We start from the raw sequence: 19,875 nt of genomic DNA, 5'->3' as shown, positions 1-19,875 counted from the left end.
TAAAAAAAAAAAATTGAAAAAACCATCATATTACAGTAGTTCAATATCTCCAACCATAAAAAAAGCCCCTTTTTCATATGTTAACAAGGTTACCGCAATACGTTTACAAGAAACAACGATAGTTGAGGGCATACCGTCACAATAATTAATGTCAATATTTGCACGCCGAGAAAAACCCAGCTTTCCCGCATGATATTGCCGATCTTTTCCTTGCAGATAGGCGCGGCAATCCAAAGCTGCGGTCCCATAGGAGGGGTAACCTCACCTATGATGGAACAAAAAACAGCAAGCGCGCCGTAAAGGGCAGGGTCAATCCCCAAATTAAAAACACTGGGCAAAAACAATGGCAGCACAATGACAACCATAGGAAAGCTTGAAAAAAAGAAGCCCATTACCAAAAGCAAGGCTTGAACAACTATAAGAAACGTGACGGGTCCCAGCTGCAAATCAATGACAAATTGTGAAATCATTTGCGGAACACCGATATATCCCAAAACTCTGCCGAACAAATCACCGCCAATGACCAAAAAATAAATCATGCTGCTGAGTTTTACCGTTTCAACAACGGAATGCATGAATACTTGGAAAGTAATTCCCTTATAAACGAAAATTCCAATCAACAAAGAATAAAAACAAGCCACAGAAGCGGCTTGGGTGGGACTGAAAATTCCAGAATAAATACCGCCTAAAACAATCACAGGCATAAGCAGAATGAAAAATGCTTTCCTGAACGCTTCAAACTTTTCCCTGCTTGTCGCCCTTACTTCCGAACGATAGCCGCGCTTCTTTGAAATGATGACGGACGTCACACACATGAGAAACGCAGCCAAAAGCCCCGGTCCGACCCCCGCCGCAAACAAATCAGAAACAGATACACGGTTGCTTGCTCCGAAAACAATCATGAAGACACTGGGAGGAATAACTGCGCCAAGCCCGGCTGACGTTACGGCAAGTCCCGAAGCGAATGCCCTTGAATAACCGGAATGAGCCATCATAGGCACAAAAATCGTTCCGATGATAGCAAGGCAGGCAGTTGCTGAACCTGAAATAGAACCTAAAAACGCCGCAAAAACACATATCGCGACAGCCATGCCTCCCGGTAAATGGCCAACCATCCTGTTCATAAAATCACGGAGGTTTGTCATTCCCCCGCCCCAAAGAATAAGATTGCCCGCCAAGATGAAGAACGGCATGGCAAGCATGGGATAGGAGCTCATTGTCGTAAAAAAGACTTGCGAAACATTGGCTAACGGCACATTCATAGTGTGGAGCATGATGACGACAGAACCGATACCAAATGTCACAGAAAGCGGAGTGCCGCACAAAAACAGTATCGCAATGGAAACAATAGCGATATAATCAACAATTCCCATATATCACCTCAATATTCGTTTTCTTGTTTTTGTGTGTCTTTTTCCCTTATCACATTGAAAAACCGTATCACCGCAAATACGGTGAACAGCGCCATGCCAATCGGAATGCAGCTTTCAACAAGCCAACGGGGCACAGACACTATCCGTATGATATTCATATTGAATTTATAATACTGGCTTGTCACGAGATAACCGCCGTAGGTGATAACCGCACCAAAAATAATGCAGATAACGATATTGATTGCTTCCAGAATTTTTTTGGGCGTACCTGACAGCCTGTCACGGACCATATCGACGGAAACATGTTCACCATCCGGCAAAATAGGTCCAGCCAACATCATTACGGACCAAATGGTAAGCCATACAGGCAAATCATACATCAAATCGACCGAAAAATTAAAAACAGTCCTGCAAACAATCTCTGTGAAATTTATGCTTACCCCTAAAAAAAAGACCAATGCCCAAAATTTATACCAATAATTTTTTATTTTCTTTATAATTGTTTTATTTTCGGAATGCGGCATAAACATATCCTTTTTCTGCGCCGCCGTTATCCGAAGACAGCGGCGGCTTTCTCAATTATCTTGTGCGGCGGATCGCATCGAGCAATTTCGGGTCAACAGACTGCAATAAATCAGCATTGGCTTCTTCCAAAAGCTTATTCCATTTTGCAGTTCTTCGGGAGTGAATCTGATAACTTCTCCCTTGGGATTATTATCCCACCATTCAATGACAGCCGCTTCATTATTATCAAAATAAGCTTGGCAATCCACAACGTTGACAACATACTCCATAGCCTTTCTTTCTTTTTCCGGCAAAGCATCCCACCATGCGCTATTGACAACCAAAGCCAACGGCATCGGTCCGAAATGATGGGAGATGACATACTTGCACGTTCTTGGCATGTCATAATATTCATACGCAAAAATATTATCGATATGACCGTCGATCATATTGGTCTGCAAACTGGATACGACTTCGGAATAAGGCATCGCAACACCGATAATTCCAAGTTTTTTAAACGCATTGCCAAAGGTTTGCTGTCCTGCATAGCGAATTTTTACCCCCTTCAGGTCTTCAACCTTCTCAATGGGACCCTTGTTTGTATAAACAAAGAAATTACCCATGGTCGTAGGCCATTTCAAGATACGGAACCCCTTGTTTTTTGCAAGCTCTTCCTGCTTCGCTTTCCATTCGGGAGTGTTCATGATACGGATAAAATGGCTCATATCCTTAACCAAGCCCGGAGTTAATAAAACACGCCACTCAGGGTCGAATTGCTCAATAAAATACGGGGTCGTATACGTGAATTGCCCGGCACCCATCGCAACAGCATTTAAAACATCTTCAGGAGATTTATATAAATCGCCTACCCAGCGGGCGGCATACCTGCCTCGCAATACAGGCAGCTCTTTCATATGAAAATCAAAAGCGCCGCAATAAACGCCCAGCATTTGCCCTTCGGGATAGGTCAATGCGGAGCTCGTCGGTTCCGGAAATAAGAATTTAACTTCTTGGGCTGCCCTCGCAATTCCGGAAGAAACCATTGCCATGCTTATCACAGCAAGCATTATTAATACTTTTTTAAGCATAGATTTCATAACATTCTCCTTTCTTAGAAGAGTAATATTTTTGTTTTATTATATGAAACACTTTTTTTATAATTAGAACTTAACACATTGTTATTTTTTTGTCAAGCTCTTTTAAATTTTACCCTGCGATTTTCATTGTCTTTTCATACTATCCGAAATAAAAACTCTTACTTTGAACCGTCAACAATGATTGAATCAAATTCTTCCCTATGCCTGCTGCGAAGCTCATATAATTTGGCAAGTTCAACCGACGCTCTTTTTTCAACGTCACCGGCGCATTCCAATAAGACATCCATAACCCTTACGGACGGTGTCATCGACAATAACCAACGCACCGTTTTGGCAATATCTTCAGGCTGTATCATTTTTTCCGGAGGCATTGATCCACCTTCACCGGCAGCCATATCCGTATTCACCCAGCCGGGACAAACGGTAGTGATACTGATTCCCTGAGATGAAAATTCGCGGTAAAGCGATTCATCAAGCCCCATCAAGCCGAATTTTGAGGCGGAATATCCGCCTAACTTGGAAACAGCGACTTTGCCGTTTCGTGACGCCATATTGATAATTCTGCCCCCGCCTTGTTTCACCATAAGAGGAATAATGGCTTTCATCAACAAAAACGGCGCCCGCAGATTTACCGCAAACAAGGTATCGAACGTTTCAACATCTTGTTCCAATGTTCCGGGAATACTTATTCCTGCCCCATTAAACAACAAATCGACCCGCCCATACTTTGAAACAATATGTTCCGCAGCTTCCGTCACTTTTTTCTCATCAAGAAGATCAAGAGCAAGAAGCTCTGGTGAATTTTTACCAGAAAGGGAATAAGCTCTCATAAATTCCTCTTTGGCCGCTTCCAAATTTTTCATACTCCGTGCAATCAAGATGACTTGATAGCCACATTCAACCAATTCACGGGCAACGGCTTTGCCAATCCCCCTGCTGCCGCCGGTAACTACTGCGATACGGTCAAAATCCATTTTAAACTCCTCTGCATTTCATGCAATGATTGTTTTGGATCTTCAACAAAAATGATTTGTCAAAAATTAAATAAAAGCTCCGATTATGTTTCATTATATGAAACATAATTTCATTATTGCATACAATATGTTTTTTTGTCAACCTATTAAGTAAAAAAACCGCCAAATTGCAGAATTGGCGGTTCTTTTACAAATAATCTCAAGCAATTGAATATGGTTAAAATAATTTTAACTCCAAATACCCCATGATCTCTTCCGAGGCTTCCTGCAGTAATGGTACCGCATCTTCATAAAACTTTGCAGCATCCCCATAAATCGTCCTTGTCAGACTTAATGCGTACTGAACAGGCTGTCCTTCAATCACAATGGGGATTCCGACCCCTTTGAGCCCGACACAAAGCTCGTCATTCATGATTGAATATCCCCGCGCCCTTGTTAATTCCAATTCCTGCAAAAAATTTTCTTTTTTAGTCGTATGAACCGTAAACTGCTCAAAATTCGTTTTCTCCATATATTTTTCTATGTCAGGAAGAGGCATTAATGAAAAAACAGCTTTGCCAAGAGCGGAACAATAAGCCGGAACGTGCCCGCCCTCATGAAACTGACTGTATGTCGTATTGTTGTTTTGCGCCAAATACGTTATGTCGTTTCCGTTCCAAACGCCAAGATTGCTGATAATATCGGCAGGAGCATGGAATTTTAAGGCAATGGAATTTAAAATATCAACAAAAATATTATGAAGTTCAATTTTGGGAATGATTCCGCTCCCCAATTTTTTAATCCTATCCGTTAAAATATAATTATTGGAGTCATCTTGAACAACATAACCATGCAATTTAAAAGTATTTAAAAAACGATAACTGGCGCTTTTCTGAAGCGATAAATTTTTTGCCATACTTGTTACGGTTGTGCTGTTATGCTCAACCAAATATTCAAGAACCTGTATCCCTTTGCTCAATGTCTGCAAATACGTAGGTTTCTTTTTCGCCATACCATCTCCTTTCATTCTCAAACCCTTTACCCATTTATTTTAATCCAAGAAATAAAAAAAAGCCAGAAAGATTTTATCATTAAAAATCATAAACAATCTTTTAATCCAGCACCTATTTCTAAAAAAAAGATAATTTTTTAATATTGACATTTCTTTTTATGTATACAATAATGAAATAAAGTTTCAAATAATAAAACAATTGTTATGGAGATTTCTATGAAAGCCATAATCGAAAACATACAGCATTTCAGCCTTCACGACGGTCCCGGAACCCGAACAACGGTATTTTTTAAAGGCTGCCCTTTAAAATGCCTCTGGTGTTCCAATCCGACAACACAAACCCCAAGGCGTGAATTGATTTATAAAAAAGACAATTGCCTGCGCTGTGGAAAATGTATCGCAGCCTGTAAACAAAATGCCCTGTCAATGGATACTTCACAAAAACTCCCTATGGTTCGCATTGATAAAAATCTTTGCACCGCCTGCAAAGAATGTAAGGAGCATTGCCCTGCGGACGCTCTTCAAACCATAGGAGATGAATATGACACCGCGGCACTATTCAATATCATAAAAAAAGACATCTTATTTTACCAAAACACAAATGGAGGGGTAACGTTTTCAGGCGGGGAAATGCTTATGCACTACCAGTTTGTCAGCGAATTGATAAAACAATGTAAAACACTCAATATTCACACGGCTGCCGAAACATCAGGCTTCGCCCCGTATGAGCATGTAAAAGAAATTCTATCCCGGCTTGACATGTGTTTTTATGACATAAAACATGTTGACGATGAAAAACATCGCGAAATAACTGGTCAATCCAATACATTGATTATTGAAAACCTCATAAAAATTTTAAAAGAAACAACACCCCCTATCACTATCCGCCTTCCATTGATCCCAACTATTAATGATGATGAAAACCATTTGGCGCGATATGCAGATTTTTTAAACAATCTGCCGAGGGATGTCACCTTTGAAATATTGCCCTACCATAGGTTGGGCAGCAACAAATACGATATGATGCAAATCGGTTACCAATTAACCGATATTGCCCCGGCGCCAAAAGAAACATTAAGCCGGCAAGTTCAATTTATAAGAGAAAAATTAAATTCAATTAAAGCACTATGCCAATTCTAAGCATAGTAAACAGGAGGATACAATGTGCCAATTACCCGATCTAAAGGATAGAATCCAATTTTTAAAAAATCAATTCTTCACTCACAAACCGTGCGTTTGCATTGAAGGCGCCCTCTCAAAAACACGTATTTTCAAAGAAAGCGAAGGCGAATCCATGATCATTCGCCGGGCGAAAGCTTTCAGGGAACACTGCAAAACCAAAACAGTCACCATTCAGCCGCGCGAACTTATCGTCGGCAATGCCGGTGCGGTCGCCCGCTCCATCCACGTATGTCCGGAATTATCCAATAACTGGATAATTGATGAGCTTGAAACCATGAGCACCCGCCCTCAAGACCCGTATCAGGTCACTGAAGAACAAAAAAAAATTTACCGTGAAGAAATTTATCCTTATTGGAAAGGCAAAACATTGCGGGATCATTGGAATTCATTAGCGCCTCAGGACGTTTTCAACATCGTTTCCGTCGGCGGAGTCATAGACAACGACGTTAAAACCGAATGCACCCCCGGCGATATGGTTCCGGCCTTTCCGCAGATCATTCTTCCCCTTGGTTTTATCGGGATAAAAGAAAAAGCGGAAAAAAATCTTGCCGCGCTTGATTTCAACGACATCAAAAACTTTGAAAAAGCTGAATTTTGGCGTTCCGTCATAATTTGCTGCGAAGGCTTTACGATCTTGTCAAAACGGTATGCTGACGAAGCAAGACGTTTGCTTGAACACGCAGACGAAGAAGAAAGGATTGCCGATTTAAAAAAAATTGCGCAAACCTGTGACAATCTCGCAGAAAAAGCACCTAAAACATTCATGGAAGCTATGCAGCTTGTTTACTTTGTTTTTGTCGGACTTTTCATTGAAGGAAATGCCGGCGGATATTCTCCGGGACTTTTGGACCAATACCTTCTTCCATTCTATACCTATGAAAAAGAACAAGGCACGTCAGATGAAGAACTGCTTGAAATTATTGAAGCCTTCTATGTGAAAACCGGTGAACAAATTTGGTATTGGAATGAAGGAGCCGCAAAACACTATTCAGGTTTTTGCGCGTTCCAAAATATCGCTGTCGGCGGCGTTGACAAATACGGCAACGATGCTGTGAATCCCCTTAGTTATATGTTCCTGCAGGCAGCTATTGACGTGCAAATGGTGCAGCCCTCCATTTCCGTCAGAATAAGCAAAAAAAATCCGGAAGAATTTTTCCTGAAAATTGCCGAGTTGATCCAAACCGGTTCCGGTTTCCCTGCAATTTTCAATGATGAAGTCGGTTATAAAATGCTTCTTAAAAAAGGCATTCCTGCCCATATGGCAAGAGATTGGGCTCCTATCGGCTGTGTTGAAGCACAGCTTGCCGGAAGACATTTCCAATGGAGTTCCGCCGGACATTATAATCTCGGCAGTGCCGTTGAATTTGCAATTACCAACGGCGTTCATTTAAAAACAGGTAAACAAATCGGTCTTCAAACCGGTGACGCTTCAACATTCACCACAATAGAAGAATTTGAAAATGCCGTTTACGCCCAGGTTGAATATTTGCTCAAACAATTCTCAACTTCGCAAAATACCTTGGAATATTTGCATTATCATTACCTTCCCGTGCCGGTGGCTTCCATGTTTACGGTCAACTGCCTTGAAAAAGGACAAGACATAAGCCATGGCGGCGCCGAATTTAACACAGGTCCCGGAATGAATGCGAACGGGGTGGCGGACTTCATCGATTCCCTTGCTGCTGTCAGACAGGTTATTTTCCATGATAAGGCATATACGATGAAAGACCTTGCCGAAGCTATTAAAAACGATTTCGTTGGATATGAAAATCTTCAAAAAAAACTGCTTGCGGCTCCCAAATGGGGCAACAACGACGACAGGGCGGATTTGATTGTTTCTGAATTGACCGCCCGTATCATTGAAAAAGCGGAATCATATAAGGGCATGCTTGGAAATAAAAAACTCCCTGCCCTTTATCCTGTTTCCTCAAACGTACCGCAAGGCATGTCCGTTGCCGCGCTGCCTTCAGGACGCCGGGCATGGAAACCTCTTGCTGACGGTTGTTCGCCCTCACAAGGTCAAGATAAGCTCGGACCTACTGCAATTATCCAATCTTTAAGTAAATTGCCGCATGAATGTATCGACGGCGGAACATTGCTCAATATAAAACTTACTCCCGCCATTGTTAATGGTGCGGAAGGAAAATCACGGCTTTCCGCTTTCATCAAAACATTCATCGACCTGAACGTGTTCCACGTCCAATTCAATGTGGTAAACCATACCATATTGAGAAAAGCGCAGCTTAATCCGGAAGAATACAAAAGCCTGCTTGTCCGGGTTGCCGGATACAGTGCATATTTTGTTGAATTAAGCAAAGAAATTCAAGAAGATATTTTAAGCAGAACCGCCCATGAATTATAGGAATTGCCATGAATAACACACTTGTTTTATTTGACCCCAACAATGCGTTAGAGGAAACTGAAAAAGAAATTGACAAACAATTTATTGTGGAAGGCAATCCCAAAACCCGCTTATGGAAATGTTTTATCAGCGAAGACCAAAAAATCCATTCCGGATTTTGGACTTGCCAAGGAGGAGCTTTTGTCATTCCGGCTCATACATCCAATGAAATGTGCACCGTTTTGGAAGGTGAAGCAATCGTAGAAACGGAAAACGGAAAACAATTCCATATAAAAGCCGGTGATACAATCTTCATACCGTATGGAATTAAAAACACATGGTATGTGAAAGATTTTATCAGAAAAAGTTATATTTGCAGCTTCCCGCAGTAAACAAGGCGGCAGTTTTTACTGCCGCCTTTTCTGCATAGGGGAATTGAATATTATTGGGTTTACAGATCAAGATGTGCGTCTAACAGATATAAAATGGAACTGTATAATTCAGGCTTGGTTTCAAAATGGGCAATTTTCTATTTTAATCCTCAATTTTCCAATTGATCGGTTCTCTGCCAACGGAAACTAAAAACTTATTCGCCAGGGAGAAGTGTTTGCAGCCGAAAAATCCGCTTGCCGCAGAGTAGGGACTTGGGTGCACCGATTCCAGAATTTTATGATTCGGATTGGTGATCAGCGCCTTTTTAGAACGGGCATTGTTTCCCCAAAGCAAAAAAACGATTGGCTCAGGATGACCGTTTAATAGGGTAATGACCCGATCTGTAAAGATTTCCCAGCCTTTTCCCTTATGACTGTTTGGATTTCCCTGCCGAACAGTCAGCACAGTGTTAAGCATGAGTACCCCCTGTTTTGTCCAGCTAGTTAATTCTCCATGATGAGGGGGAGCAATCCCGAGATCGGATTGAATTTCCTTATAGATATTTACCAAAGAAGGCGGAGCACACACGCCTTTCTTTACAGAAAAGCAGAGACCGTGAGCCTGCCCCTTGCCGTGGTAGGGGTCCTGACCGAGAATGACCGCCTTTATATTCGTAAACGGAGTATATTTGAGCGCATTAAAAATATCATACTTATCCGGAAAAATCGTTCGTTCCTTGTATTCCTGAATTAAAAATTGTCTTAATTTGAGGTAATACTCTTTATCAAATTCACCTTTCAGCAACTCATCCCAGTCATTTCCGATTCGTACCATCAAACAGCCCCCCTTCCCTTTTGATTATTTTGTTAAGTTTTATCACATAATGTGATCACCGGCAACCGGAAAGTGCCCCAACAAAAAGCCACGTTCTTTCAATTCAGTATAATTCGCCAATTTTATTAAACAAAATTCCTTACGTGATTTACGGCAGGCACAACCTATTTATCTTGCCGTATCTGTGCTGTTTGTCAAAATATGAGAACGAGCTTTTCTTAACCTTTCATGCCTAAGGATTTTCGCAATTCACTGTGATTAAGTAACGAATACAAATAGTTAGGAGCAGAAATACGAAAAATGAAATACCCCGTTTCTAAAAAGCGGATAAGAACCGTAAGCCGGTGTTTAAATTCCTGCCGCGGATTTTGAGGACTGATCTTGAGCATAAAAAAGCCTTGATTGTACCGGTGAAATGCACCACATGAACAATCAAGGCTGAATTTGAAAATACTGATTTGACAAATCAATATCTTATAAAAAAATGGCGGAAAGGCAGGGATTTGAACCCTGGATACAGGTTTTAGCCCGTATACTCACTTAGCAGGCGAGCTCCTTCGGCCGACTCGGACACCTTTCCATAAGAGCAGAAAGTTTTTCTACTGCACAATATTTATTTTGTCAAGCAAAAAAATCAATACTATTTCCAAAAACACCTTCCATTCCACTTTCATAAAAAGAAGCCACACCATAACGCATGCAATAAATCTATTCTAACTTACCGCATTATGGAATAACAGCATGGATTAATACTGCTGTTTAACAACTATGATAAAATTTAACCTCCATAAAGCACAAATCATTCCGCAATACCATATCAAAATCAACCGCTCATTTTTTTATAAAAAATATGCTGCAATACTGTTATTGAAAGCAAAACAATTATCGCAGCATATGAACATAGCGGCTATCGCCGGACAAAACAAACACAAATCAGCATTTGCCAGGACGGCATAGACAATCCCCTCGGTATGCAGTGCGGCCGCGTTTTACTGCAAAACATGGAAAAAGGGCTTGTTGCCAAAGATGAATTCAATTATACATTGGCATGGACAATCGCAGGCCTTGACGCCCGCATGGGCGGTACCGGCTATACAGCGATGAGCAATACCGGCAGCGGCAACCAAGGCATTATCTGTACCATGGCTCCCATGGCTGCCGGAGAATGGAGAAAAGAATCCGAGGAAAAAATCATCCGTGCGGTAACCTTATCCAATCTAATCAACATTTATCTTGATTACCGTTCCCATGAATACGCACACCTATCGCCGGAATGCTATTGCGGCGGCGTTGCTCCTTCAGCCGCTGCCTGCGGGGTCGCATATTTGAGAGGCGGTTCAGCCGAGGTATTAAATGCTATTGTCCGCACATCGCTTGGCAACCAAGCCGGAATTATTTGCGACGGTGCAAAACCAAGCTGCGCATTCAGAGCTTATACGGGGCTTTTCGCAACCCTCCATGCCATGCTTTTAGCGGAACAAGGAATATCCACAGGTCCGACGGAAGGCATTGTCCATGAATCGGCCGATGTAACGATTGACAATATTTATCGTCTGCAAAAAGAAACAATGAACCATACGGATGAATTTGTTTGGAAAATAAAAAAAGAACAAAAAACCATTTGTTAAACGCCCCGGCAGACGCTATTGTCCGCTAAACAATCTTCAAAAAGCAAACTGTCATCAGTTTGCTTTTTCTTTTAAATTACGGCAAATCATCATATGCAAACAAATCATTTCTCTCTTTCATTTAAATTCTATCATTTTCTTATTTGAAATCCACCCACAAGCAAAAAATTCAACGTATGCATATCACGCTATTATCCTCTTAATTAAAAAAATCATTTTTGGATATTGTCTATTGCAATATTTTGAAAAATACTATAAGGTGTCTTAAAATTTTTGCCATGCTTTTGTATGGCTTAGAAACATACTTCAAGAAGATGAGGATACCGATGGAGGACAAAAGTAAAGAAGTAAAACCTGCAAAAAAATGTTGCGGGTGTGGCTTTGGACCTTTTCTTGTTGGTCTTGTTTTAGCTCTTGTAATTGGTTGGTCTGTCATTCCCGCAATCAAGCTCGAAGAAAAGAAACAGCCTATTCAATTCAATCACGTAGTGCATATTGAAAATGCAGGCATGGCTTGCGAAGAATGCCACTTTATCAGGGAAGACGGTTCATTTAACGGTTTGCCGAACACCGCTTCCTGTGCGGCTTGCCATGAGGAAGCTGTTTCAGAAAGCGCGGAAGAGAAACGTTTTATTGATGAATATGTCAAAAAAGGCAGAGAAATCCGCAACGAATGGCTTGTTTACCAAAAACAGCCCGACAACGTGTTCTTCAGCCACGCGGTCCATTCTTTAGAGCGCTGTGCAAATTGCCATACGGAGTTTGAAACGACGCAGCAATTCTGCAATATTTGCCACCTTGATGTCGCTTCCACAACCACGCCTCCGGTATACAAAGAAAATAGAATTTCAACGTATTCTGTAAACACTATGAAAATGCCTGAATGTGAAGCTTGTCACGCAAATCCGGGACACTATGGAACAACCAACGCAAGCAATGCTTGTTTTGTGTGCCATAAATAAGGGAAAGGGGATCGAACATGCAAAGACGTGGATTTTTAAAATTTGCTCTTGGTGGAACAGTAGGTCTTGCAGCCTCTCCAGCAATTTGGACAACCCTTTATGACCTTGCCTATTGGACGCAAAACTGGGGCTGGATACCCCGCCTGCAAAACGGTGAAGATTTATCTGTTGCCACTGTTTCCAAACTTGACGGAACACCGCTGAAAGTCCGTGTTGTGGACGGAAGGGTTATCAACACAAGCGGAAACAAAGACAATGCCTATTCCGCCGGCGGGCTTACTCCTCTGGCAGCTTCAGAAGCACAGCTCCTTTACGCGGAATCTCGCATAAAACGTCCGTTAAAGCGCGGGCCTGACGGCGGTTACGCCTATACATCATGGGAAGATGCCGAAAGCATTCTCAAGGAAAAAACACGGAACGCACAAGGAAGTCTGGCTTTTTTAACTTCTGACAGCTCTTCTTCTTTAAACGATATTTTTTCAGCTTTTACCGCAGAAAACGGATCCCGGGATTTCTTCTTCATGCCGAGCGATGAACAAGCCGCCGCCGTTGCTTGGAATACGGTTGGCGGTTCCGGCAGCTTAGGCTATGACATTGCAAACAGCGACTGCATTTTGGCTGTCGGAGCGAATTTCATGGACAGCTGGGGAACAGTTGCCCACAACAGGGCTGTGTTCAAAGAAACGCACCCGACCGGAGAAAATGCGGAGCAAGCCATTTATTATGCGGGAGCGATGCAAAATAACACCGCCGTTGTCGCAGACACATGGCTTCCGGTAAAACCCGGCACTGAAGAAATTTTCCTCGGCGCTGTTCTTTCCGAACTCATCAAAAATAATATCATGGCTGATTCGAGCCTTTCCGCTCTTGCAAGCCGTTACAGCATCGAAGAGGCAGGCAAAGCCTGCGGAACCGATACGGAACAAATGAAAAAACTTGTTTCCGCTCTCAAAAACGCAAACCGTCCTCTTGTTTTTGCAGGAACAACGGAAGGACAAAGCTTAGGTTCAACTGTGCACATGCTCGCCATCGCCATCAACGCCGTTCTCGGACGCATAAATCAAGACGGCGGCATGGTGGCCTTGCCTGAAAGAGAACCGCTTTTACCCTCCGCACAGCGCTATTCCGATATTTTTGCGCGCAATTTTGTCGCCTATTCCATGCAAATCGCAAACGGCATGGCAAATGCGCCTAAACTGCTTTTCATCAATGACGCAAACCCTGTTTATGCGCTTTCAAAAGACGCGCAAGTAAAGGAATGCCTTGCAAAAATCGATTATACGGTTTGCTTTGCGGCCCATTGGAACGAAACCTGTGCGGAATGCGACCTCGTTCTTCCGGCAGCCCATGGCTTGGAACGTTTTGACGATGTTTACACTCCATACGGCTCCGGAAATATCAACTGGACACTTGCAAAACCCGTGACAGCCCCCCGCTACCAAGCACGTCCTGTCGGCGAACTCATCCTCGCCCTTGCGGACGAACTCGGGCTTTCCTTAGGCGTGAACGATATTCCGTCCCTGCTTGAAATGCGTGCCAACGCCCTGCATGCGGATTTCAAAGAATATCTTGAAAGCGGTGACACATATCAGGAAGCTTTCCATGATTTTTCCGTTCCAACGCTCAATTTCATGCCTCTTCACAGCAAACAGGCCAAAGCGCCTCTTTCCGAAATCGCTCTTCATACTTATATAAACTCTGCGGCAGGCAATCCAAGCACCGGCATTCCTCCTTATGCGAACAGAGCCATTACGGAGTACCAGCTGCAAGACGGTCTGTGCGTTGCGCAAATGAATAAGGCGACAGCTCAAAAACTCGGACTTGCCGACAAACAAAAAGCCGTGCTTGAAACGAAAAACGGCAGTATGCCCGTTCTTGTGCGGTTCTATGAAGGCGTCATGCCTGATGTCGTTGCTGTCATGGCGGGACTCGGACATACCGGATTCGACAGATTTTCAGTAAACAAGGGAAACAATATCTTAGAAATCACCCAAATAGATATGGAAGCAGGCTCCGACCTACCTGTATGGCTGAGCGCTGTGAACGTGGTGAAGGGGTAAAACATGGCACATTTTAAAGATTTCGCTGTCCGCTATGGCATGGTTATCGACCTTGACAAATGCACAGGCTGTGGTGCATGCATGATGTCTTGCCAAGCCGAAAATAATGTTGCGCCGCAGGAAGACGCCGGCAATAAGCTCCGCGCTTTAAACTGGCTCAAAGTATACAGACTTTCCAATAACAAAGAATACCCGGAACATGAAACCGTGTTCCTCCCCCGCCCTTGCATGCAGTGCGGCAATCCTTCCTGCGTTACTGTCTGCCCGGTTGTGGCGACAGATAAAAACGAAGAAGGCGGCATTGTGAGCCAAGTCACCCCCCGCTGCATCGGCTGCCGTTACTGTATGGCGAGCTGCCCTTATCATGCACGGTATTTCAACTGGTTCGACCCTTATTGGCCCGGTGATTTAAAAGAAGCCCTTAGTCCCGACGTATCCACCCGTCCCCGCGGCGTTGTCGAAAAATGCAGTTTCTGCCACCAACGCCTCATGAAAGCTAAGGATAAGGCTATCGCCAACGGCGAAGACCCTCTCGCGCTCCCGGAAGAAGCATACCAAACCGCTTGCACGGAAGCCTGCCCTAACGGAGCTATTGTTTTTGGAGACCTCAACAATCCCGAACACCGTGTTTACGAACTCAAGCAGAGCCCTTACGCATTCCGCCTGCTCGAACGCCTGGGCACCGACCCTCAGGTTTACTACATGAGCAAACGGGAATGGGTGCGCCGTTTGGGTGACAACTACCTTGGACATGAAGAAACGGGCAGTCCCGAACGGGTTCTTCTCAATAACTCTCACTAGGAAAAGGAATAAATTATGGATTATAGCAAACCAATAGATAATGCCCTTTTTCCTAAAGGGTGTGAACGCTGCTCTTTTACGCAATTCTCCCTTTTTATGCTGATTCCGACCGCATTGCTCATTTGGGGTGTTATTGCCGCTTTTGTTGTTTTATATCAAGGTCTCGGCACAACCGGTCTTGATGACAAATTCGGTTTCGGCTTATGGATCACTTTGGACCTTGCGGTCATCGCCCTTGGGGCAGGAGCTTTCTTTACCGGCCTGCTCCGTTATATTTTGAACATCGACGAACTCAAAAACATCGTAAGCTTTACGGCTGTTGTCGGTTTTCTCTGCTATACGGGCGCAATGCTCATCTTGGTGCTCGATATCGGACAGCCGATCCGCGCGTGGTTCGGTTACTGGTATCCGAACGTCCACTCCATGCTTACGGAAGTTATTTTCTGTATCACCTGCTACTGCATTGTTCTTATCATTGAATACATTCCCCTTATTCTTGAACAACGCTTATTTGAAAAAAATACATTCATCCAACACCTTGCCCACAATTTCCACGTGTATATGCCTCTTTTTGCCGGTATCGGAGCGTTCCTCTCCACATTCCACCAGGGCAGTCTGGGCGGCATGTACGGCGTGCTTTTCGGACGTCCCTATATTTTCCGCGACGGTTTCTTCATTTGGCCTTGGACTTTCTTCCTCTATCTTCTTTCTGCCGTAAGCGCCGGTCCGATGTTCTCCGTCCTTATGGTCACCCTTATGGAAAAAATCACCAGCAAAAAACTCGTTTCCTGGAAAATAAAACAATTGATGGGCAAAATCGGCGGAACAATGCTTATTGTCTACACAATCGGCAAATTCCTCGATTCCTACGCATGGGTGAATGATATTCTCCCAAGAAGCGGACTGACCTTTGAACAGATGTTTACCGGCTTTGTTTACAGTTCCGTATGGTTCTATGCCGAACACATCGCCCTTGTCATCGGCATTGTCTGCATGGCTTTGCCTGCTCTCAGAAAAATTCCGGCATTTTTCTACTTAGGCTGTTTTGTTACTTGCTTCAGCATTGTTCTCAACCGCTTTGTCATGACAGTACAAGCCCTCGGCATTCCTGTCATGCCTTTTGAGGAATGGCGCTGGTATTGGGCAAACTGGGCTGAATGGGGAGCGTTCGCCCTTGTCCTCGGTTACGCCATTATCACCATTGCCGTAACGTACCGTTACTGCCCGCTCTTCCCGCAAGAAGCGGAACTCAATAAGAAATAAGAAATTATTGACTACTTAAATCAAAAGCCTAGTAAAACATACTAGGCTTTTTCATTTTTTTGGGGAAATAATTCCCCCAAATCCCTAAACGCAAAATTTCACGTACGACGTTTTGATAACACGGAAAAAACAAGCAATGATGCGATACTTGTGCCATATTGCCATTCATTATTCACACATGAAACACTCACGCAAGACAAAACCGCTAAAAAAAAATGTGAAAAAAAACGTTTTCGCTTTAACTGCTGCGGTAAAGAAAATGACCGATAACGACAGCAAAGATAAAAATCATCCCCGTAAAAGCGGGAAGTTAAAAGCAAGAACCAAAATCAGCATTTTTTCGCAGAAGCTTCATGGCTGTATTCAAGCACGGGAAAATCCTCGCCAAGTTTCGCTTTAATGGCTTTGACCATAAGCCCTTTATTGGGACAGGGAAAACCGATGGGAGTTCCTTTTCCGATACAGGAAGCAAGCATAATGACTTCCGCACCGCGTTCTTTAAGCATTGCAGCGCGTGTCACGGCTTTTTTGCCCGGACAGCCGCCGCAGCTCACAAAACCGACAACCTCACATTGACCGATACCGCTTTCCGCAAGAGATCCAGACCCTTCTTTCGCTGTTGTGAAATCCCGTGTTCCGGGACACATATCCTCTGTCTGCTGGCAACGAATAATACCTAATTTTTTCATAATACAGTCTCCTATAAGAATTTCTTATTAGTCTTTATGAACAGCAAAGTCAATATCCAAAAATTTTTTTTATGCACAAGGCTTTGACTTCTTAGGTGAAAAAGGTTTAGTATACACATTATTCTCATTTTACACAACAAGGAAAAAATATGTCCATTATTTATAAAAAAAGCGCTTCCAGAACTCTCTTAATGGAAGAGCGTGAACACCCACAGCTTTACCGCGAAGTATTCCCTTATTCCAAAATCGGCCGCATCGAATTTGATGATGTCACCATTCCTCCCCGTCCCGCCAATCCTTTTTTCATTACAGACACAACATTCCGTGACGGGCAGCAAGCGCGCCCGCCTTACAGCGTAAAGCAGATAGCGCGCATGTTCGATTTGCTGCATAAATTAGGCGGAAAAAGCGGACTCATACAAGCCTCCGAATTTTTCATGTATTCCCAAAAAGACAGAAAAGCCATCGATACCTGCCGGGCGAGAGGATACCGTTTTCCGCGTATAACAGGCTGGATAAGGGCGAATATCGATGATTTGAAAATCGCCCGGGATATGGAATTCGATGAAGTGGGCATGCTGACCAGTGTTTCCGATTACCACCTTTATCTGAAGCTCGGCAAAAACCGAACAACAGCCATGAATGATTATTTAAAGCTTGTGGAACAAGCCCTTGCATGGGGCATTGTACCTCGCTGCCACTTTGAAGACATCACAAGGGCGGATATTTACGGCTTTTGCCTTCCTTTTGCAGGTAAACTCATGGAATTGTCAAAGCAGGCATCCATGCCCGTCAAAATCAGATTATGCGATACCATGGGCTTTGGCGTTCCTTATGGCGGAGCGGCGCTTCCCCGTTCCGTTCAGCGCATTGTGCGCGCGTTTACGGATGAGGCGGGCGTTCCCGGAGAATGGCTTGAATGGCATGGACACAATGATTTCCATAAAGTCCTTGTCAACGGAGTGACGGCTTGGCTCTACGGCTGCGGAGCCGTAAACGGAGCATTGCTCGGCTTCGGCGAAAGAACAGGCAACACGCCCATCGAAGCCCTTGTCATAGAATATATTTCCTTAACAGGACAGGACGAAGCAGCAGATACGGCAGTCATTTCCGAAATCGCCGAATTTTTTGAAAATGAACTTGAATATAAAATTCCGCCGAACTATCCTTTTGTGGGGGCGGAATTTAACGCGACGGCAGCAGGCGTGCATATTGACGGTTTGGCAAAAAATGAGGAAATTTACAATATTTTCGATACGAAAACGATTTTGGGACGTCCTGTTCCGATTATCATTACGGATAAAGCGGGCAAAGCGGGCGTCGCCTATTGGGTGAACCACCACTTCAAACTGGAAGGGGAAAACCAAATCAGCAAACAGCACCCAGCCATAGGCAAGCTTTACAATGAAATCATGAAAGCCTATGAAGAAGGACGCAACACATCATTCTCCACGCAAGAAATGCTTGTGCTGACCAAACGGTACCTGCCGGAACTTTTTGTGACAGAACTGCAAAAAATCAAACGCCTCGCAGGCCGCCTTGCAGCCCATATCATTACGAAGCTTGCCGGCGTCTGCGTCGCCGAAAGCGGAAACGAAGAAACAATCAAAGCCATGAACCTTTTTGTCGAACAGTATCCGTTCATTCAATTCCTGACTCTGAACAATATCAAAGGGGAGCTTTTGGAAGCAGTCATCACTGATCCGAGCTATCAGGAAAAATACGGCAATTTACCGAAAAAAGGTTATGACTATTCCGGCCGTGAATGGTTTAAAGCGCCTATCAGCACAGGTAAGCTGCACATCAGCGATTTATACCAATCCCAATACACAGGCAAACTGATCATCACCGTTTCCATGGCGGTCACCAACGAAAACGACGATATCACGGGCGTCATCTCGGCGGATATACAACTGGAAGAAATCCTTATCCGTGAAGCCGAACTTGAAGCGGCAGAACGGGCGGAGAACATGGAAGAATAAAACCCCAAAGAATTGCAGATAAAAAACAGAGAACAATTATGAGAAAATTTTTCATCACCACGCTTTTGGCAATGGCTTTATTGTCAAATCTTGTCATATCAACGGCTTTTTCAGCAACTGCGGCGGACAAAGAAGCGTTTAAAGCCATGCTCATCGAAGTATTGAAAGAAAATCCGGAAATTCTTTTTGACATCATGAAAGAGAACGACAGCAAATTCATCCAGACCATAACGTCCGCCTCCGAATCCGCCCGTGTCAATGAATTAGAGGCAAAATGGCAGCAGGATAAAAAAATCGTAAAGAATTTTACGACCGAAAAACGCCCCATGCTCGGCGATAAAAACGCGCCCAACACCTTGTATGTTTTTTCTGATTTCTTATGCACCTATTGCCAAAAAACCGCCGGTACCGTCGAAACGTTCATCAAACAACACAAAGACGTAAAATTGGTTTTCAAAGCCTACCCCAAAAATGACGACAGCAAAATCGCCCTGCGCTGGTTCTATTTGATGAATCAAAAAGACAGCCAAAAAGCATGGCAATTGCACGATACGGTTTTTGTCCATCAACAAGCCTATGCCGCAAATCCTTTGCAAGTCCTCAAAGAAATCGTCCGCCAGCAAGGCTATGATCCGGAAAGCATAGCCAAGGAAGCGGAAAGCAAAAAAGCCGAACTGGACGCCCTTATCAACGAAGATATCAGCGAAGCGAAACAATACCAGGTAACAGGAACACCGTACTTGTTCATTAATAATCTCGTGCTCGTCGGAACGCAAAATTTAACCACTTTGGAAAGTGCTTTGAAGTTTTCTTTAAAATAAT

The 19,875-nt window shown here is 43.6% G+C and carries 17 protein-coding genes and 1 tRNA gene; 10 read left to right on the top strand and 8 right to left on the bottom strand.

Annotation, left to right across the window (positions count from 1 at the left end; translation table 11 throughout):
* Positions 1-89: 89 nt before the first annotated feature.
* The 5 genes from JBF11_RS09700 to JBF11_RS09680 form a co-directional block, all read right to left on the bottom strand.
* On the bottom strand, positions 90-1,373 hold the full coding sequence (locus tag JBF11_RS09700) for a TRAP transporter large permease (protein WP_334315278.1): 1,284 nt from the start codon (positions 1,371-1,373) through the stop codon (positions 90-92).
* A gap of 8 nt (positions 1,374-1,381) precedes the next feature.
* Positions 1,382-1,897: a TRAP transporter small permease gene (locus JBF11_RS09695; RefSeq protein WP_334315277.1), complete on the bottom strand. Its 516-nt coding sequence runs from the start codon at positions 1,895-1,897 to the stop codon at positions 1,382-1,384.
* Positions 1,898-1,948: 51 nt separating this feature from the next.
* The gene (locus JBF11_RS09690; RefSeq protein ID WP_334315276.1) at positions 1,949-2,974 is read right to left on the bottom strand and encodes a TRAP transporter substrate-binding protein; all 1,026 of its coding nucleotides are present in this window, start codon (positions 2,972-2,974) and stop codon (positions 1,949-1,951) included.
* A gap of 158 nt (positions 2,975-3,132) precedes the next feature.
* The gene (locus JBF11_RS09685) at positions 3,133-3,948 is read right to left on the bottom strand and encodes an SDR family oxidoreductase (RefSeq protein WP_334315275.1); all 816 of its coding nucleotides are present in this window, start codon (positions 3,946-3,948) and stop codon (positions 3,133-3,135) included.
* A gap of 217 nt (positions 3,949-4,165) precedes the next feature.
* Positions 4,166-4,939 (bottom strand): IclR family transcriptional regulator, encoded by a 774-nt coding sequence (locus tag JBF11_RS09680; RefSeq protein WP_334315274.1) that lies wholly within the window; start codon positions 4,937-4,939, stop codon positions 4,166-4,168.
* Between the two features lie 216 nt (positions 4,940-5,155).
* Here JBF11_RS09680 and JBF11_RS09675 point away from each other — a divergent pair, with 216 nt between their 5' ends.
* The 3 genes from JBF11_RS09675 to JBF11_RS09665 are packed head-to-tail and all read left to right on the top strand — an operon-like array spanning position 5,156 to position 8,854.
* The gene (locus JBF11_RS09675) at positions 5,156-6,079 is read left to right on the top strand and encodes a glycyl-radical enzyme activating protein (RefSeq protein ID WP_334315273.1); all 924 of its coding nucleotides are present in this window, start codon (positions 5,156-5,158) and stop codon (positions 6,077-6,079) included.
* Positions 6,080-6,101: 22 nt separating this feature from the next.
* Complete coding sequence (locus JBF11_RS09670; RefSeq protein ID WP_334315272.1) at positions 6,102-8,483, top strand: glycyl radical protein; 2,382 nt, start codon at positions 6,102-6,104, stop codon at positions 8,481-8,483.
* Positions 8,484-8,491: 8 nt separating this feature from the next.
* On the top strand, positions 8,492-8,854 hold the full coding sequence (locus JBF11_RS09665) for a cupin domain-containing protein (RefSeq protein WP_334315271.1): 363 nt from the start codon (positions 8,492-8,494) through the stop codon (positions 8,852-8,854).
* 142 nt (positions 8,855-8,996) lie between these two features.
* On the opposite strand, the gene ung is transcribed toward JBF11_RS09665, so the two are convergent.
* Both ung and JBF11_RS09655 read right to left on the bottom strand, forming a co-directional pair.
* Positions 8,997-9,668, bottom strand: coding sequence for a uracil-DNA glycosylase (gene ung, locus JBF11_RS09660; RefSeq protein ID WP_334316335.1), 672 nt, complete (start codon positions 9,666-9,668; stop codon positions 8,997-8,999).
* Positions 9,669-10,153: 485 nt separating this feature from the next.
* Positions 10,154-10,248 (bottom strand) — tRNA-Ser (locus JBF11_RS09655).
* Positions 10,249-10,639: 391 nt separating this feature from the next.
* On the opposite strand from JBF11_RS09655, the gene JBF11_RS09650 reads away from it, so the two are divergent.
* The 5 genes from JBF11_RS09650 to qrcD all read left to right on the top strand — a co-directional run bounded on the left by JBF11_RS09650 (position 10,640) and on the right by qrcD (position 16,382).
* On the top strand, positions 10,640-11,296 hold the full coding sequence (locus JBF11_RS09650) for an L-serine ammonia-lyase, iron-sulfur-dependent, subunit alpha (protein ID WP_334315270.1): 657 nt from the start codon (positions 10,640-10,642) through the stop codon (positions 11,294-11,296).
* A gap of 326 nt (positions 11,297-11,622) precedes the next feature.
* Positions 11,623-12,258 carry a menaquinone reductase multiheme cytochrome c subunit QrcA gene (gene qrcA, locus JBF11_RS09645; protein ID WP_334315269.1) on the top strand — a complete coding sequence of 212 codons (636 nt, stop codon included), beginning with the start codon at positions 11,623-11,625 and terminating at the stop codon, positions 12,256-12,258.
* Positions 12,259-12,275: 17 nt separating this feature from the next.
* Positions 12,276-14,318 carry a menaquinone reductase molybdopterin-binding-like subunit QrcB gene (qrcB, locus tag JBF11_RS09640; RefSeq protein WP_334315268.1) on the top strand — a complete coding sequence of 681 codons (2,043 nt, stop codon included), beginning with the start codon at positions 12,276-12,278 and terminating at the stop codon, positions 14,316-14,318.
* A 3-nt stretch (positions 14,319-14,321) separates the two neighbouring features.
* Positions 14,322-15,119, top strand: a complete 798-nt coding sequence (qrcC, locus tag JBF11_RS09635; protein ID WP_334315267.1) for a menaquinone reductase iron-sulfur cluster-binding subunit QrcC — start codon at positions 14,322-14,324, stop codon at positions 15,117-15,119.
* Between the two features lie 15 nt (positions 15,120-15,134).
* Entirely contained in the window at positions 15,135-16,382 is a 1,248-nt protein-coding gene (gene qrcD, locus JBF11_RS09630) for a menaquinone reductase integral membrane subunit QrcD (protein ID WP_334315266.1), read from the top strand.
* A gap of 329 nt (positions 16,383-16,711) precedes the next feature.
* Here qrcD and JBF11_RS09625 read toward each other — a convergent pair whose 3' ends face one another.
* Positions 16,712-17,071: a CGGC domain-containing protein gene (locus JBF11_RS09625; protein ID WP_334315265.1), complete on the bottom strand. Its 360-nt coding sequence runs from the start codon at positions 17,069-17,071 to the stop codon at positions 16,712-16,714.
* A 149-nt stretch (positions 17,072-17,220) separates the two neighbouring features.
* Here JBF11_RS09625 and JBF11_RS09620 point away from each other — a divergent pair, with 149 nt between their 5' ends.
* Positions 17,221-19,053 (top strand): triose-phosphate isomerase, encoded by a 1,833-nt coding sequence (locus JBF11_RS09620; RefSeq protein WP_334315264.1) that lies wholly within the window; start codon positions 17,221-17,223, stop codon positions 19,051-19,053.
* A 38-nt stretch (positions 19,054-19,091) separates the two neighbouring features.
* On the top strand, positions 19,092-19,874 hold the full coding sequence (locus tag JBF11_RS09615; protein WP_334315263.1) for a DsbA family protein: 783 nt from the start codon (positions 19,092-19,094) through the stop codon (positions 19,872-19,874).
* Position 19,875 lies beyond the last annotated feature (1 nt).

It is taken from the genome of Taurinivorans muris, from assembly GCF_025232395.1.
In the GTDB taxonomy this organism is placed as follows: domain Bacteria; phylum Desulfobacterota; class Desulfovibrionia; order Desulfovibrionales; family Desulfovibrionaceae; genus Taurinivorans; species Taurinivorans muris.
Note: the sequence above shows the minus strand (reverse complement) of the source record. Positions and strands in the feature narration are given on the sequence as shown.